13 protein-coding genes are annotated in these 14,564 nt (G+C 69.6%); 9 read left to right on the top strand and 4 right to left on the bottom strand.

Features of this window, described 5'->3' with window-relative positions; translation table 11 throughout:
- The first annotated feature begins 86 nt into the window (after window positions 1-86).
- The 3 genes from IJ15_RS0122090 to IJ15_RS0122080 all read left to right on the top strand — a co-directional run bounded on the left by IJ15_RS0122090 (window position 87) and on the right by IJ15_RS0122080 (window position 5,391).
- Window positions 87-3,917 carry a lipid II flippase MurJ gene (locus IJ15_RS0122090; RefSeq protein ID WP_081880871.1) on the top strand — a complete coding sequence of 1,277 codons (3,831 nt, stop codon included), beginning with the start codon at window positions 87-89 and terminating at the stop codon, window positions 3,915-3,917.
- 60 nt (window positions 3,918-3,977) lie between these two features.
- Window positions 3,978-4,559, top strand: coding sequence for an RNA polymerase sigma factor SigM (gene sigM, locus IJ15_RS0122085; RefSeq protein ID WP_031940512.1), 582 nt, complete (start codon window positions 3,978-3,980; stop codon window positions 4,557-4,559).
- A gap of 64 nt (window positions 4,560-4,623) precedes the next feature.
- Window positions 4,624-5,391: a hypothetical protein gene (locus IJ15_RS0122080; protein ID WP_031940511.1), complete on the top strand. Its 768-nt coding sequence runs from the start codon at window positions 4,624-4,626 to the stop codon at window positions 5,389-5,391.
- A gap of 7 nt (window positions 5,392-5,398) precedes the next feature.
- Here IJ15_RS0122080 and IJ15_RS0122075 read toward each other — a convergent pair whose 3' ends face one another.
- Window positions 5,399-6,019: a TetR/AcrR family transcriptional regulator gene (locus tag IJ15_RS0122075; protein WP_031940510.1), complete on the bottom strand. Its 621-nt coding sequence runs from the start codon at window positions 6,017-6,019 to the stop codon at window positions 5,399-5,401.
- A gap of 198 nt (window positions 6,020-6,217) precedes the next feature.
- Here IJ15_RS0122075 and IJ15_RS0122070 point away from each other — a divergent pair, with 198 nt between their 5' ends.
- The 6 genes from IJ15_RS0122070 to IJ15_RS0122045 all read left to right on the top strand — a co-directional run bounded on the left by IJ15_RS0122070 (window position 6,218) and on the right by IJ15_RS0122045 (window position 11,653).
- Window positions 6,218-7,345: an ABC transporter permease gene (locus tag IJ15_RS0122070; RefSeq protein ID WP_031940509.1), complete on the top strand. Its 1,128-nt coding sequence runs from the start codon at window positions 6,218-6,220 to the stop codon at window positions 7,343-7,345.
- Entirely contained in the window at window positions 7,342-8,076 is a 735-nt protein-coding gene (locus IJ15_RS0122065; protein WP_031940508.1) for an ABC transporter ATP-binding protein, read from the top strand. The genes IJ15_RS0122070 and IJ15_RS0122065 overlap by 4 nt, the downstream gene beginning before the upstream one ends.
- Window positions 8,077-8,100: 24 nt before the next feature.
- Complete coding sequence (locus IJ15_RS0122060; protein WP_031940507.1) at window positions 8,101-8,694, top strand: TetR/AcrR family transcriptional regulator; 594 nt, start codon at window positions 8,101-8,103, stop codon at window positions 8,692-8,694.
- Between the two features lie 221 nt (window positions 8,695-8,915).
- Window positions 8,916-9,905, top strand: a complete 990-nt coding sequence (gene trxB / locus IJ15_RS0122055) for a thioredoxin-disulfide reductase (RefSeq protein ID WP_031940506.1) — start codon at window positions 8,916-8,918, stop codon at window positions 9,903-9,905.
- A 53-nt stretch (window positions 9,906-9,958) separates the two neighbouring features.
- Window positions 9,959-10,282, top strand: coding sequence for a thioredoxin (gene trxA / locus IJ15_RS0122050; RefSeq protein WP_031940505.1), 324 nt, complete (start codon window positions 9,959-9,961; stop codon window positions 10,280-10,282).
- A gap of 168 nt (window positions 10,283-10,450) precedes the next feature.
- Window positions 10,451-11,653, top strand: a complete 1,203-nt coding sequence (locus tag IJ15_RS0122045) for an N-acetylmuramoyl-L-alanine amidase (protein WP_031940504.1) — start codon at window positions 10,451-10,453, stop codon at window positions 11,651-11,653.
- 122 nt (window positions 11,654-11,775) lie between these two features.
- On the opposite strand, the gene IJ15_RS0122040 is transcribed toward IJ15_RS0122045, so the two are convergent.
- The 3 genes from IJ15_RS0122040 to IJ15_RS0122030 all read right to left on the bottom strand — a co-directional run.
- Window positions 11,776-12,474, bottom strand: coding sequence for a hypothetical protein (locus IJ15_RS0122040; RefSeq protein WP_031940503.1), 699 nt, complete (start codon window positions 12,472-12,474; stop codon window positions 11,776-11,778).
- Between the two features lie 218 nt (window positions 12,475-12,692).
- Window positions 12,693-13,859 carry a ParB/RepB/Spo0J family partition protein gene (locus tag IJ15_RS0122035; protein WP_031940502.1) on the bottom strand — a complete coding sequence of 389 codons (1,167 nt, stop codon included), beginning with the start codon at window positions 13,857-13,859 and terminating at the stop codon, window positions 12,693-12,695.
- A 2-nt stretch (window positions 13,860-13,861) separates the two neighbouring features.
- On the bottom strand, window positions 13,862-14,564 hold a 703-nt coding region (locus IJ15_RS0122030), incomplete at its 5' end, for a ParA family protein (protein ID WP_031940501.1).

The raw sequence follows: 14,564 nt of genomic DNA, 5'->3' as shown, positions 1-14,564 counted from the left end.
GCGGGCAGCGACCCCCGGCACCGGGCGGTCAACGGCCCCCGGTGGCGAGCGGACAGCGACCCGTACCCCCGCAGGGACCGCGGCCCATGCCGCCGAGCGGGCAGCGACCCCCGGCACCGCACGGACAGCGGCCCCCGGTGGCGAGCGGACAGCGCCCGGTCCCGCAGCGGCCCGGCCCGCCGCGGCCGCCGGAAGCGCCTCCGGCGCCGAAGACCGAGAGCGTGCCCCGGACCGCCGACGAACCACAGAAGAAGAGCCTGCTCGCCGCGACTGGGTCGATCGCGTTCGCGACGCTGATCAGCCGCGGTACCGGCTTCCTCAAGCAGTTGCTGCTGCTGACCGCGCTCGGCCCCGCCGTGGCCAGTGCCTTCACCGTCGCCAGCCAGATCCCGAACATGATCTCCGAACTGGTACTCGGCGCGGTTCTCACCGCGATCGTCGTCCCGGTCCTGGTGCGCGCGGAGCGGGAGGACCCCGATCAGGGCGCCGCGTTCATCCGAAGACTCTTCACGGCGGCGCTCGCGCTGCTGGGCACGGCCGCGTTGTTCGCGACGGCGGCCGCACCGATCCTCACCACCTACGTCTTCCTGCCGAAGGACGGCGAGGTCAACACCGCGCTCACGACGGCACTGTGTTTCCTGCTGCTGCCGGCGATCCTGTTCTACGGCATGTCCGCGCTGCTGACGGCGATCCTCAACACCCGGCAGGAGTTCAAACCGGGCGCGTGGGCGCCGGTCCTGAACAATGTCGTGGTGCTCGGCATCCTGGCCGCGTACTGGCTGGTGCCCGGCGAGATCGAGCTCGACCCGGTCCGGATCAGTGACCCTCACGTCCTGATCCTGGGCCTGGGTGTGACCGCCGGCGTCGTGACGCAGGCGGTGAGCCTGGTGCCCGCGATCCGACGGCAGGGCATCTCGCTGCGCCCGCTGTGGGGGCTCGACGACCGGCTCAAGCAGTTCGGTGGCATGGCCGTCGCGATCGTTCTCTACGTGCTGATCAGTCAGCTCGGCATGATGTTCGCGACCCGAATCTCGGCGGCGGCCGACGAGGCCGGCCCGGCGATCTACACCAATGCCTGGCTGCTGCTGCAGCTGCCGTACGGCGTCCTGGGTGTCACCGTGCTCACGGCGATCATGCCGCGACTGAGCCGCAATGCGGCCGCCGAGGACACCCCCGCCGTCGTCGACGACCTGTCGGTCGCGACCCGTCTGACGATGATCGCGCTCGTCCCCGTCGTCACGTTCTTCACGTTCGCCGGTCCTCAGATCGGGCACGCACTGTACGGGTACGGCAACTTCGGTGCGGGCAACGCCGAACGTCTCGGCGAGGCCGTCAGCTGGTCCGCGTTCACGCTCATCCCCTACTCGCTGGTGCTGATCCACCTCCGCGTGTTCTATGCGCGCGAACAGGCGTGGACGCCGACGTGGATCATCCTCGGCATCACCGGTGTGAAGATCGCCCTGTCGGCGCTCGCCCCGGTACTGACGTCGGACGACCAGCAGGTCGTGGTCCTGCTCGGTGTCGCGAACGGACTCGCGTTCGTCGCGGGCGCCTTCATCGGCGGCTACCTGCTGCACCGCAGCCTCGGCGATCTGCGCATGGCGAACGTCGGCAAGACCGTGTGGGTGGTGGTGCTCGCGTCGGCGGCGGGTGCGATCGCGATGTTCGCGGCGGACAAGTTGCTGGGCCTGGACCGGCTGTCGGAGTCGTTCGGCGGACCCGGCGCGATGATCCGGGTCGCGATCACCGGAGCCCTCATGCTCGTGGTGACGTTCATCCTGATGTGGCTCGCGAAGGTGCCGGAGGTCATGGCGATCACCGTGGCCGTCCAGCGGAGGATTCCGGGCCTGCGCGGCCGCGGCACGGCTGCGGAGGCGCCGGCGACGGTCGCCGTCGGATCCTCGTACGAGCCTGACACCGAATTGATTCCGGTCATCCGTGACCTCCCGCGGGCCCTCGATAGGCCTGACGGTCTCCCGTACCCTGGACGCAGCGAGGCGTACGTCGGTGGGGACTACATTCCCGACGAGTTCATAGAAGGAGCACGTGTGAGCGACGACGACGGTGCCGACAAGCGAACCGGCACGTCCGAAGACTTCACCGGCGTCGAGGACGGCACCACCAAGGTGGCCGACTCCGCAGGCATGTCGACGACCCCCGCGAACGACCCTGCGGACGCGTCGCGCACAGCGGGCATCCCGGACAAGAACGGCTCCGCGGCAGGCGATTCCGAACCATCCGCGGATCCCGCGACCACCACGTTCGACGACGCGGCCGAGCGCCGGGACCGTCGACGCCGGGGCGACCTCAACGTCGACACCGGTGTGTTCTCGATCGGTTCGCCGTTGCCGCCGCTGCGCGTCGCCGGCGCCGTCCCCGAACCGCGCCCGCAACTGCGCGGTCCGCAACTGATCCCCGGGGCGTCGGTGGCCGGTGGCCGCTATCGCCTCCTCGCACCGCACGGCGGGGCGCGCGGACTCCAGTTCTGGCAGGCACTCGACATCAAGCTCGACCGCGAGGTCGCCCTCACCTTCGTCGACGCCGATCAGCGCGTCGAGGGCCCCGCGGCCACCGGACCGGACGGGCCGCAGGCGATCCTGTCCCGGACGCTGCGCCTGGGCCGGATCAACTCGTCCGGGCTCGCACGCGTGCTCGACGTGGTCCGCGGCAGTTCCGGCGGCATCGTCGTCGCCGAATGGACGCCGGGCCGCTCGCTGAAGGAGATGGCGGACACCGATCCGTCCCCGATCGGCGCGGCGCGGGCAGTCCGGGCGCTGGCGGCGGCCGCGGAGGCGGCACACCGCGGTGGCAGCGCCCTGTCCATCGACGATCCCGACCGGATCCGCATCAGCACCGCCGGCGACGCCGTCCTCGCGTTCCCGGGCACCCTGTCCGACGCCGACCCGGCCGCGGACGTGCGGGGGCTCGGCGCAATGCTGTACGCGCTCATCACGGCCCGCTGGCCGCTCGACGACGGCGCCGCGGCGGCGGACGGCATGCGCCCCGCCGACCGTGATCCGTCGGGTCGCCCCGTCGAACCCCGCGCGCTCCGACCGGAGGTCCCGTTCGAGATCTCCGCCGTCGCGGTGCGCGCGCTCGGCGGCGACAGCGGCATCCGCGCGGCGGCGACGGTGCAGCACATCCTCGACCAGGCGACGGTCGTCGACCAGAAGACCGACCTCATGCCCGCGCTGCGACTGGGCCAGCGGGTCCCCGGCAGCGACTCGCACGCCCTGGCCGATCCGGAGGCGGTGGCCGCCGAGAAGCAGAAGTCCAACCGCACGCTCGTCGCCCTGGTGTCGCTCGGCGCGCTCACCATCGTCGTCCTCGCACTGATCGGGTGGTGGCTCGCGAACCTCCTGGCGGGTGGCAACTCCGACGAGCCGTTGACGAACCAGAACCTGGGCCTGACGACGACGGCCGAGGCACCCGCGACCGCTGCGGAATCCTCGGCTGCCGTACCGCCGCCCGCGGCGACCCGTCCGGTCACACCGACCGGCGCGGCCGTGTTCTCGCCCCAGGGCACCCCGGACAATGCCTCCAACGCCGGTCAGGCGATCGACGGCGATCCGGCGACCGCGTGGAGCACCGATGCGTACTTCCAGCCGTTCCCGGCCCTGAAGAACGGCGTGGGGCTCATGGTGACGCTCGACGAGGCGACGAACCTGTCCTCGATGCAGATCACGTCGAAGAGCCCGGGGACGCAGGTGGAGATCCGCTCCGCGCCGGCCCCGAACACCTCGCTCGACCAGACCCGCGTGATCGGCACCGGCACACTGAAGGACGGTGTCACGGAGATCCCGCTGAAGACGGACGGCGCCACCAAGAACGTCATCGTGTGGATCACCGAACTCGGCACCACGGGCGGCAAGAACCAGTCCGACCTGGCCGAGGTGTCCTTCACCGCCACCTCCTGAGACCTTCCACGGCGACGCCCTTCGGTACGAAACGGGCAATCGATCGGCTAACATCCGCCGGTGCGAATCTTCAGGGGGGTCGCCAAAGCTGATTTGTCGGATGCACAACTCTTGGCAGCGCACGCGTCGGGTGACGGGGGCGCGTTCGGTGAGCTGCTGAGCAGGCATTACGACCATCTTTGGCATGTTGCGAGGAGAACGAGCTACACCGTCGAGGACGCGGAGGACGCGCTGCAGGAGGCGCTGACCTCGGCGCACCGGACGGCGGGGTCGTTCCGGGCGGATGCGGCCGTGCGCAGTTGGCTGCACACGATCGTGGTGAATGCGTGTCTGGACCGGATCCGGCGGAACCGGGTTCGGCCGACGGTGTCGCTGTCGGCGGACGAGTCCGTCGATCCCCGCGACGAGCGGGACCGCATCGCCGAGGCCGAGACGACGATGCTCGTCGACCGGGCGCTGCTGCGGCTGTCGGCGGACCAGCGGGCGGCGATCGTGGCCGTGGACATGGAGGGCTATTCGGTGGCCGAGGCCGCCGAGCGGCTCGGCATTCCGGCGGGAACGGTCAAGAGTCGCTGCGCTCGCGCACGGTCGAAGCTGGCACCCCATTTGGAATACTTGCGAGATGTAGGGAACCGATCTTGAACTCCCGGCGTCTGAACTACTTGAAGGCACATTCGTGCCCCGGACATTGCGGGTTGGAGGTGGGATGACGGATCACGACGACGGAGAACCGTTCGGCCCCCCGTTCTCGGCGGACCTGCTGGCCGACCTGCATGCCGGCGTCCTGTCCGACGAGGCGAGCGCCCGACTGTGGCCACTGGTGCGCCAGGACGCGGACGCCGTCGCCGTGCTCGACTCGCTCGATGCCGTCACCGCCCGGCTCCGTGAGGCCGGCCGCGATCACAGCGTCGCGACGCCCATCCCCCGGGACGTCGCCGACCGAATCAATTCCGCTCTCGGACTGAATGATTCACCCGCGTCGACCGGCGTCACCAACTTGTCCGACGCGCCCTCGCGGCGCCGGATGCTCACGTGGATCACCGTGTCCGCCGCCTCGATGGCCGCGGCCGTCGCCGTCGTCTTCGCTCTCACCACCCTGGACAGCCCCGAGCCCGCGCCACCGACCGTGATCGCGATCCCCACCCCGACCACCCCGGCACCCGCACCACCGGCCACCGTCGACCTCGGCACGGACCTCGACGGCGAGCAGGTACTCGCCCTCATGCGTGATTCGCGGGCGGCGACGGGCATCGGGGACCTCGAGAACCCGGACGTCCGGACCGGGTGCCTGCAGGCCATCGGGATCGACCCGGCCCGGCCGGTGGTGGGTACCCGGGAGGTGTCGTACCGGGGGAGTGCCGCGGTGTTGATGCTGATCGCCGGCCCCCGCCCGCCCGCGCTGACGGCGGTCGTCGTCGGGTCCGGCTGCAGCGCGGCCACGCCGGACCTGCTGGCGCAGACCGAAATCGGCTGACCCGCAATCAGTTCCCGGCTCGGGAATCCGCCCGGCCGGCGACGGGGGCGAGAAGTTCCCGGATCCGCTCACGCGTCTCGGCGGTGTCGTCGTCCCTCGCGATGAGACTCGAGAAGAGGGCGGCGCCGGCGGCCGCCACCAGTACCGCCTTGGCGTCGCGCAGATCCCGGGCACGGTCCTCGTCGGTGGCGCCCTCACTGCCGTGTGCCACGAACAATGCCGTGGCCGGGCCGCTGAATCCCTGCCACAGCGCGGCGCGCAGGTCCTCGTGATCGCGCAGGGCCGCCAGTAGCCCGGGCAGCGCCTCCCGCACATCTGGCCGGGAGAACAGTTGCGCGCTGCCCGTGACGACCCAGTCGATCCAGCCGGCGCGGTCGGTCCCCTCGAACGGCGCGAGGTCCGGTGTCGCGCCCAGCAGGGCGTCGAGCACGAGGTGCGCCTTCGACGCCCACCGCCGCGACACGGCGGCCCGGCTGACACCGGCGCGGGTGGCGATGGCCCGCAGACTCAACTGCTCCCAGCCCACCTCGAGGAGCATCTCGCGGGTCGCGGCGAGGACGTCGGTGTCGATCCGGGGGTCCCGGGGCCGCCCCGTGGGCGGCACGCCGGCAGTTGTCTGTGCACTCATCGCCTTGAATTGTCGGACACCGCGCCGCATCACGCCACCGGCTCCGGTCGCAGTCCCGGCGGCCACGAGAAGCCCCGGGGAGAGCACCCGCCCCCGAACTTGCCGACAGTGCGTTGGTATGTTTACCGACAGGCCGTCGGGAAGATCGAGTTGCCTCGTCGGCTGCATCGACAGATCACACCGACCAGGAGTTCACAGATGTTCCTCGCCCTGCGGGAGCTACGGTTCGCGCGATCCAGATTCGGCCTGATGGGTGGTGTCATCGCCCTCATCTCCGTGCTGATGGTGCTGCTGTCCGGGCTGTCCTCCGGCCTCGTCGAAGACGGCGTCTCGGGCCTGAAGGCCATGCCGGTCGACGGGTTCGCGTTCAACGAAGGCACCAAGACCGACTCCGCGTTCTCGCGCAGCGTCGTCACCGACGAGCAGGTCGACGCGTGGCGGGCACAGCCCGGTGTCGCCGAGGCCCAGCCGTTCGGCAACATGCTCGTCAACGCCCACAACGACAAGGACGTGCCGGTCGACTTCGCGCTCTTCGGCGTCCCGGCCGACTCGTTCCTCGCCCCGTCCGCCGCCCGCGGCACCGGACTGGGCGAGCCGAACGGCATCGTCATCAGCAGAAGCGCCCTCGACGCCGGCGTCGACGTCGGCGACACCGTCACCATCGACCGCCTCGGCACCGAACTGAAGATCGTCGGTGTCACCGACGGCAAGCAGACGTTCGGCCACGTCGACGTCGCCTACCTGCCGATCGACACGTGGCGCCAACTGCACTCCGGTGTCCGCCCCGGCGAGCCCGTCCCCCCGCAGGCGATGACCGAGTCCACCGCCGTCGCGCTGCGGGCACAGCCCGGCACCACGCTCGACATCGCGGCGGGCGACGCGGCCGCCGGGACGTCCACCGTCGCACTCGAGGATTCGTTCGCGTCCTCACCCGGCTTCAGCGCCGAAACCATGACCCTGAACCTCATCAAGGTGTTCCTCTACGCCATCTCCGCGCTCGTCGTCGGCGCCTTCTTCACGGTGTGGACCATCCAGCGCAAGCACGAGATCGCGGTGATGCGCGCGATGGGCGCCTCCACCGGATACCTGCTGCGCGACGGCCTGGCCCAGGCGCTGATCCTGCTGCTCGGTTCGGTCGCGGTGGGCGCGGCCGTCGGATACGGCTTCGGCTCGCTGATCGGTGGGGGAGTGCCGTTCCTGCTCGAACCGGCGGCCGTCGCGGTCGCCGCCGCCGCGCTGACGGTCCTCGGACTGGTCGGCGCCGCGATCGCGATCGTCCGCATCGCGTCGGTCGACCCGTTGAACGCGCTGGGAGGCCAGCGATGAGCGCCCGGAGCAGCAGCGCACAGGAGGACACCGTGAGCACCACCGACACCGCACTCGACACCGCCGCCCTGGACATCGTCGACGCCAACCTGCGCCTCGGTGACGGCGAGCAGACCGTCACCGCACTCGACGGGGTGAGCCTGACCGTCCGGCCGGGCGAGATGGTGGCCGTCGTCGGCCCGTCGGGCTCGGGCAAGTCGAGCCTGCTGGCGGTCGCCGGCGCGCTGACGACCCCGGACTCGGGCACCGTCCGAGTCGGCGGCCGCGACCTGCTCGACATGACGAGGGCCGAGGCCGCGAAGTTCCGGCTCGAACACATCGGGTTCGTGTTCCAGAGCGGCAACCTCATCCCGTCGCTCACCGCGGCCGACCAACTGCGTCTCGTGTCCCACCTGGGCAACACCAAGGGCCGGAAGTTCCGCGACCCGCTCGAGCTGCTCGAGCAGGTGGGCCTGGGCCACAAGAGCGACCGCCGCCCCGACCAGCTCTCCGGCGGCGAACGTCAACGAGTGGGCATCGCCCGCGCGCTGGTGTCGGCACCGTCGCTGCTGCTGGTCGACGAGCCCACCGCGGCCCTCGACCGGGCCCGCAGCCACGAGATCGTGCAACTGCTGGCCGACGAGACCCGGGTATCGCGGGTGGGCACCGTCATGGTGACCCATGACTACGATGTTCTCGACTATTGCGACCGCGTGGTCGAGATGACGGACGGGCGGCTCGAACCCCGGTAACCGAGACGAGTGCGAGGAGGGCGCGTGCCGCGGATCAATGCACCGACGGTCGGTGAGCATCGTGCCGCGCAGCAACGTGCCCTCCTCGACGCCGCACGGGAGGTCCTCGCCGAGGGCGCCACCGACATCCCGTCGTTCAGCGAGGTCGCGGCCCGCGCCGGGCTCGCACGCTCGAGCATGTATCAGTATTTCCGGTCCCGTCAGCACCTCCTCGAGTCGCTCATCGAGGACTCCTTTCCCCGGTGGTCCGCGCAGGTCACCGCCCAGATGTCCGACGCCGGCGGCCCCGCCCAGCGGGTGCTGGCCTACATCGACGCGAACCTGAAGCTGGTGGCCGAGGGGGAGCACGCCATCGCCACCGCGCTGGCGCAGCTCGCGCCGGGTCCCGCACTCGACGCCAAGAGCCGAGCCATGCACGAGGACCTCGTCACTCCGCTGTCCGATGCGCTCACCGAACTCGGGGTTCCCGATGTGGCTGCGACCTCCGAACTCGTCAACGCCGTGCTGCACGCCGCAACCCGGCAGGTCGAGCGGGGCGAGGACGTCGACCATGTCCGGCGCACCGCGGCGGATCTGATCCGCCCGTTCGTCACCGGGTTCACCGGCCGAGCGACGTGACGCGACGGTGACTATGACCCTCTCCACACGTTCGGTTCCACTTGAAACGTTCGACAGCACCGGTCCGTGCGGCGCACGGACGCCGGGAACAACACCCACTAATCTGTTGTTGACCTGACCGACTCCGCGAGCCCCGCCACCCCGGATGGAATCGCGCGAGCAGCAGTGAACCACCGCATACCGCATCGCAGAACTGCACGACAGGAACAGGAAAGGCCCGCATGACTACTCCGACCACGGTCCGTGACCTCATCATCGTCGGCTCCGGACCCGCCGGATACACGGCCGGCGTGTACGCCGCCCGCGCGGAGCTCGAGCCCCTCCTCTTCGAGGGCACCCAGTTCGGCGGCTCGCTGATGACCACCACCGAGGTGGAGAACTTCCCCGGCTTCCGCGAGGGCATCATGGGCCCGGACCTCATGGACGAGATGCGTGAGCAGGCCAAGCGCTTCGGTGCGGACATCCGCACCGAGGACGTCGAGGAGATCGAGCTGGACGGCCCGGTCAAGAAGGTCGTCGCGAACGGCGAGACCTACTACGCGCGCGCCGTCATCCTCGCGATGGGCGCCGCCGCCCGCTACCTCGGCATCCCCGGCGAGGAGAAGCTCCTCGGCCGCGGCGTCAGCGCCTGCGCCACCTGCGACGGCTTCTTCTTCCGCGACCAGGACATCGTCGTGGTCGGCGGCGGCGACTCCGCGATGGAGGAGGCCACCTTCCTCACCAAGTTCGCCCGCAGCGTCACCCTGGTGCACCGCCGCGAGGAGTTCCGCGCGTCCCGGATCATGCTCGAGCGCGCCAAGGCGAACGAGAAGATCCGCTTCCTCACCAACGCCGAACCGGTCGAGGTCCTCGGCGAGAACAGTGTCACCGGCCTCGTGGTGCGCGACACCGTCACCGGCGAGCAGTCCACCCTCGACGTCACCGGCATGTTCGTCGCGATCGGCCACGATCCGCGCAGCGAACTGGTCAAGGGCCAGGTCGACGTCGACGACGCCGGCTACGTCCAGGTGCAGTCGCCCACCACCGCGACCTCCACGGAGGGTGTCTTCGCGGCCGGCGACCTGGTCGACCACACCTACCGTCAGGCGATCACCGCCGCCGGCACCGGCTGCTCCGCCGCGATCGACGCCGAGCGCTGGCTGGCCGACCAGGGCGACATCACCGAGAACACCCTCGCGGCCGCGGGCCGGCCCGTCGCCGTCGACGCCTGACCTGTTCGACCCCTCACCCGTACCCCATCCGGACCAGATCCCAGGAGGATCCCGTGGCGAACACCATCACCATCAACGACGACTCGTTCAAGCAGGAAGTTCTCGACGCCGAGAAGCCCGTGCTCGTCGACTTCTGGGCCACGTGGTGCGGCCCGTGCAAGATGGTGGCGCCGGTGCTCGAGGAGATCGCCGGTGAACACGCCGACAAGCTCACCGTCGCCAAGCTCGACATCGACCAGAATCCGGGCGCGGCCCGCGACTTCCAGGTGATGTCGATCCCGACGATGATCCTCTTCCAGGGCGGCAAGCCCGTGAAGACCATCGTCGGCGCGAAGGGCAAGGCGGCCCTCCTCAAGGATCTCGCCGACGTTCTCTGACCCGAACCCGCACCGCTCCCCCCGGTAGGCACCGAACATGTCACCGGACAGGCCACAGTGTGACCCGACTGGCGCCACAGCCTTGTCACACTGTGGCCTAGTGGATTGCCGATATCCGGGGGTGGTCTGAGAGAATCGATCAACGTCCGCAACGAAAGGCCCGCGAGCATGCAGCTACTCCGTCACGGCGATCACGGCCCCGCCGTCGCCGAGATCCGGGGTACCTTGACCGGCCTGGGTTTCCTCCACAACGGGATGGCGGAAACGCAGCGTGAGTCCGTCAACGGCTCGCACTGGGTGGCCCCGGACGCGATCTTCGATCACCATCTCGATTCCGCCGTCCGCGCCTTCCAGCAGCAGCGCAGCCTGCTGGTCGACGGCATCGTCGGCCCCGCGACGTACCGGTCGCTCAAGGAGGCGTCGTACCGGCTCGGTGCCCGCACCCTCATCTACCAGCTGTCGGCCCCGCTCTACGGCGACGACGTCGCCGCGTTGCAGACACGCCTGCAGGACCTCGGCTTCTACGTCGGACGGGTGGACGGCTACTTCGGCCCGCAGACGCACGAGGCACTCAGCTCGTTCCAGCGGGAGATCGGCATCGCCGCCGACGGCATCTGCGGCCCCGCCACCCTGCGTTCCCTGGAGCTGCTCGGTACCCGGGTCTCCGGCGGTTCACCGCACGCGATCAGCGAGGAGGAGCTGGTCCGCCGCTCCGGCCCGCAGCTCAGCGGCAAGCGGATCGTCATCGATCCGGGTCTGGGCGGCGCCGACACGGGCCGGATCGTGCAGACGCCGCACGGCCCGATGAGCGAGGCCGAGATCCTCTGGGATCTCGCGAGCCGGCTCGAGGGCCGGATGGCGGCGACCGGGATGGAGACGTTCCTGTCCCGCCCGCCGCACGCCAATCCCAGCGAGGCCCAGCGGGCCGAGACGTCCAACGGATTCGACGCCGATCTGATGATCGCGCTGCGGTGCGACAGCCACACCAGCCCGTCCGCGAGTGGCGTGGCCAGCTTCCACTTCGGCAACTCCCACGGCTCCACCTCGATGATCGGTCAGATCCTCACCGGCTTCATCCAGCGGGAGATCGTCGCTCGAACACCTATGCGCGACTGCAGGACTCACGGCCGAACCTGGGATCTGTTGCGGCTCACCAAGATGCCGACCGTTCAGGTCGACATCGGTTACGTCACAAACGATTCCGACGTTTCGGTGCTGACGAATCCGCGATACCGCGACACCATCGCCGAGGCGATCCTCGTCGCCGTCAAGCGGCTGTACCTGCTGGGGCAGGACGACGCTCCCACCGGCACCTTCACGTTCGCCGAACTGCTCGCCGAGGAACTGTCCGGCGCGGAGCGGGCCCGCTGACGTAGTCGTCGGCACGAAACCGCTGCAACCATCCTTCTCGCAGCACCGATCCGCGCGTACCCGATCGACGGTTCAGGACACCGGAGGTTCGCCGGTGTTGCCGGAACGGCCCGAAAGGGGTCCTAGTGGGCCCCCACAGGGCTTCGTTCGTCGATATCGACAAGTGACAGGGACGCGACCTCCAGGAGCCGCTCCAGGGCCGCCTCGACGTCCGCCTTCCACAGGTGGTCCCGATCGAGTTCGAGCCGCAACCGCGGGAACCGGTGGTGGGGTGCGACCACTTCGAACCCGACTTCGGTGAGGAAGTCGGCGCTGATCATGCATTCCTCGGGGGAGCACTCCATCGCGGCGGTCGCGGTGGGTACGTCACGGGGGGAGGAGCCGGCATCGGGGCGGATTCCGAAGGCCTCGAGCGCCCGGACACCACGGCGGACCAGATCGCCGACCGCCGCCTGGATGAGCGTCGAACCCAACTCGAACTCGTCACCGATCGGTTCCAGCCGCATCGTGGTCAGCAGGATCGCGTCGGCGCTCACCGGCGAGGTGGGGAAGAGGTCGGCCCGGGGCACCATGTTCGGTGGCGCGTACAGCGCACAACCGGCCGGCTTGTCGTCGACGAGGGCGACCTGACCGCACGATCCCCACTCGAGCATGACCATCGACAGCCAGGCTTCCTTCTCGAACTCCGGATCGTGGAGGCCGTCGAACTCGCGGGAGGTGCGCACCGCGCCGGGATCCATCTCCCAGAAGACACATCGCCGGGCGTGCGAGGACAGCTTGTCGAGTCCGTCCAGTGTGAGTGACGTGACGCTAGTCGACACTGTGTAAGCCAGCCTCCATGCTCGCCCCTCCTCGACGGAACTATCCCCTCCAGGATAGGGGATAGTTCCGTCGGCGGCCCGGCGATGCCGTCGGGGTGATGAATCCTACTGAGCAGCAATCACTTTCAATGATCCGTGATGCAACCGTGCTCTACTCCGACGACCGTAACGTCACAGTGACGTATTGGTCACGGGTTCCTGGAACCGGCGAACCGCACTCAGTTGCCGCTCTGCCGCTCCATCATGCCCACGATGCGCTCGAGATCGTCCACCGAACCGAACTCGACGGTGATCTTGCCCTTCCGCTTGCCGAGACTGACCGTCACCCGGGTGTCGAACGAGTTCGACAGCCGCTCGGCGACATCCTGCAGACCCGGCATCTGGATCGGCTTGCGCTTCACCGGCGCGGCGGGGGAGGGGCCCTCGCGGTTCGCGAGCATCACCGCCTCCTCGGTGGCCCGCACCGACATGCCCTCGGCAACGATGCGGGCGGCGAGCACCTCCTGCGCATCCGCACCGGCCTCGAGCGACAGCAGGGCCCGCGCATGTCCGGCGGACAGCACACCCGCCGCGACCCGACGCTGCACCGGGATCGGCAGCTTGAGGAGCCGGATCATGTTCGTCACGACCGGGCGCGACCGCCCGATCCGGGCCGCCAACTCCTCGTGGGTGACCTCGAACTCCTCGAGCAGTTGCTGATACGCCGCGGCCTCTTCGAGCGGATTCAGCTGCACCCGGTGGATGTTCTCCAGCAGAGCATCGCGCAGCAGCGTCTCGTCGGTGGTCTCCCGGACGATCGCGGGAATCGTCTCGAGACCGGCGAGCTGGCTCGCGCGCCAGCGACGCTCGCCCATGACCAACTGGTACTGCTCCGGGCCGACCCGCCGGACGACGATCGGCTGCATCAGCCCGAACTCGCGGATCGAGTGCACCAGTTCGTTCAGCGCCTCCTCGTCGAAGACGTGGCGGGGCTGCTTCGGATTCGGCTCGATCAGGTGCGGCTGGATCTCGTGGTACACGGCACCGGTGGGGGAGAGGGGTTCCTCGTCGGTGCGCACCGCGGGTGCCGGGGTCGGGGCGGTCGCGACGACATCCGTGGCCTTCGCCGTCCCGGAGGCCTTCGGCGCGGCCTTGGCCGGTGCCTTGGCTGCCTTCGCTGCCGTCTTCCGAGCAGTCTTCGGCGCGGGCTTGACGACCACCGCATCCGCGTCGTCCGCTGCCGGTGCCACCGGAGGTTCCACCGTGGCGACGCCGGCGGCCGGCGTCGACGTCCCGATGATGACGTCCGCGGCCGCGTTCCCCAGCCCCGGTCCACCGTTGGCCGGTCCCGTCGGGATCAGCGCTGCCAGCCCGCGGCCGAGTCCGCCCTTACGTGTCTGCGCCATCTTCACTGCTCCTGCGTCGTGGTGGTCATCCCGCGTGCCGCGAGTTCGCGGCCGGCATCGAGATAGCTCATCGCCCCCCTCGATCCGGGGTCGTAGTCGAGGACTGTCATGCCGTAGCCGGGGGCCTCGGACACCTTCACACTGCGGGGGATGATCGCGCGGAGGACGGCGTCACCGAAGTGCTTGCGGACCTCCTCGGCCACCTGGTCCGCCAGCTTGGTGCGGGCGTCGTACATCGTCAGCAGCACCGTCGAGACGTGCAGTTCCGGATTGAGGTGCGCCTGGACCAGTTCGATGTTGCGGAGCAACTGACCGACACCCTCGAGGGCGTAGTACTCGCACTGGATCGGGATGAGCACTTCCTTGGCCGCGACCATCGCATTGACGGTGAGGAGGCCCAGCGACGGCGGGCAGTCGATGAGGATGAAGTCGGCGTCGATGCCGGCGAGGGCCTTCTCGGACAGCGCGTTCTTGAGGCGGTTCTCCCGCGCGACCATCGAGACGAGTTCGATCTCGGCGCCGGCGAGGTCGATCGTCGCCGGGATGCAGTAGAGCCGCTCGTTGTGCGGGCTCTGCTGGATCGCTTCCTGCGCGGTGACCTCACCGAGGAGCAGCTCGTAACTCGACGGCGTCCCCGACGTGTGCGGGATGCCGAGCGCGGTGCTCGCATTGCCCTGGGGGTCGAGATCGACGACGAGGACGGTG

The organism is Prescottella defluvii (assembly GCF_000738775.1).
GTDB classification, from domain to species: domain Bacteria; phylum Actinomycetota; class Actinomycetes; order Mycobacteriales; family Mycobacteriaceae; genus Prescottella; species Prescottella defluvii.
The sequence above is the reverse complement of the archived record's forward strand: the minus strand, read 5'-3'. Positions and strand labels throughout refer to the sequence as shown.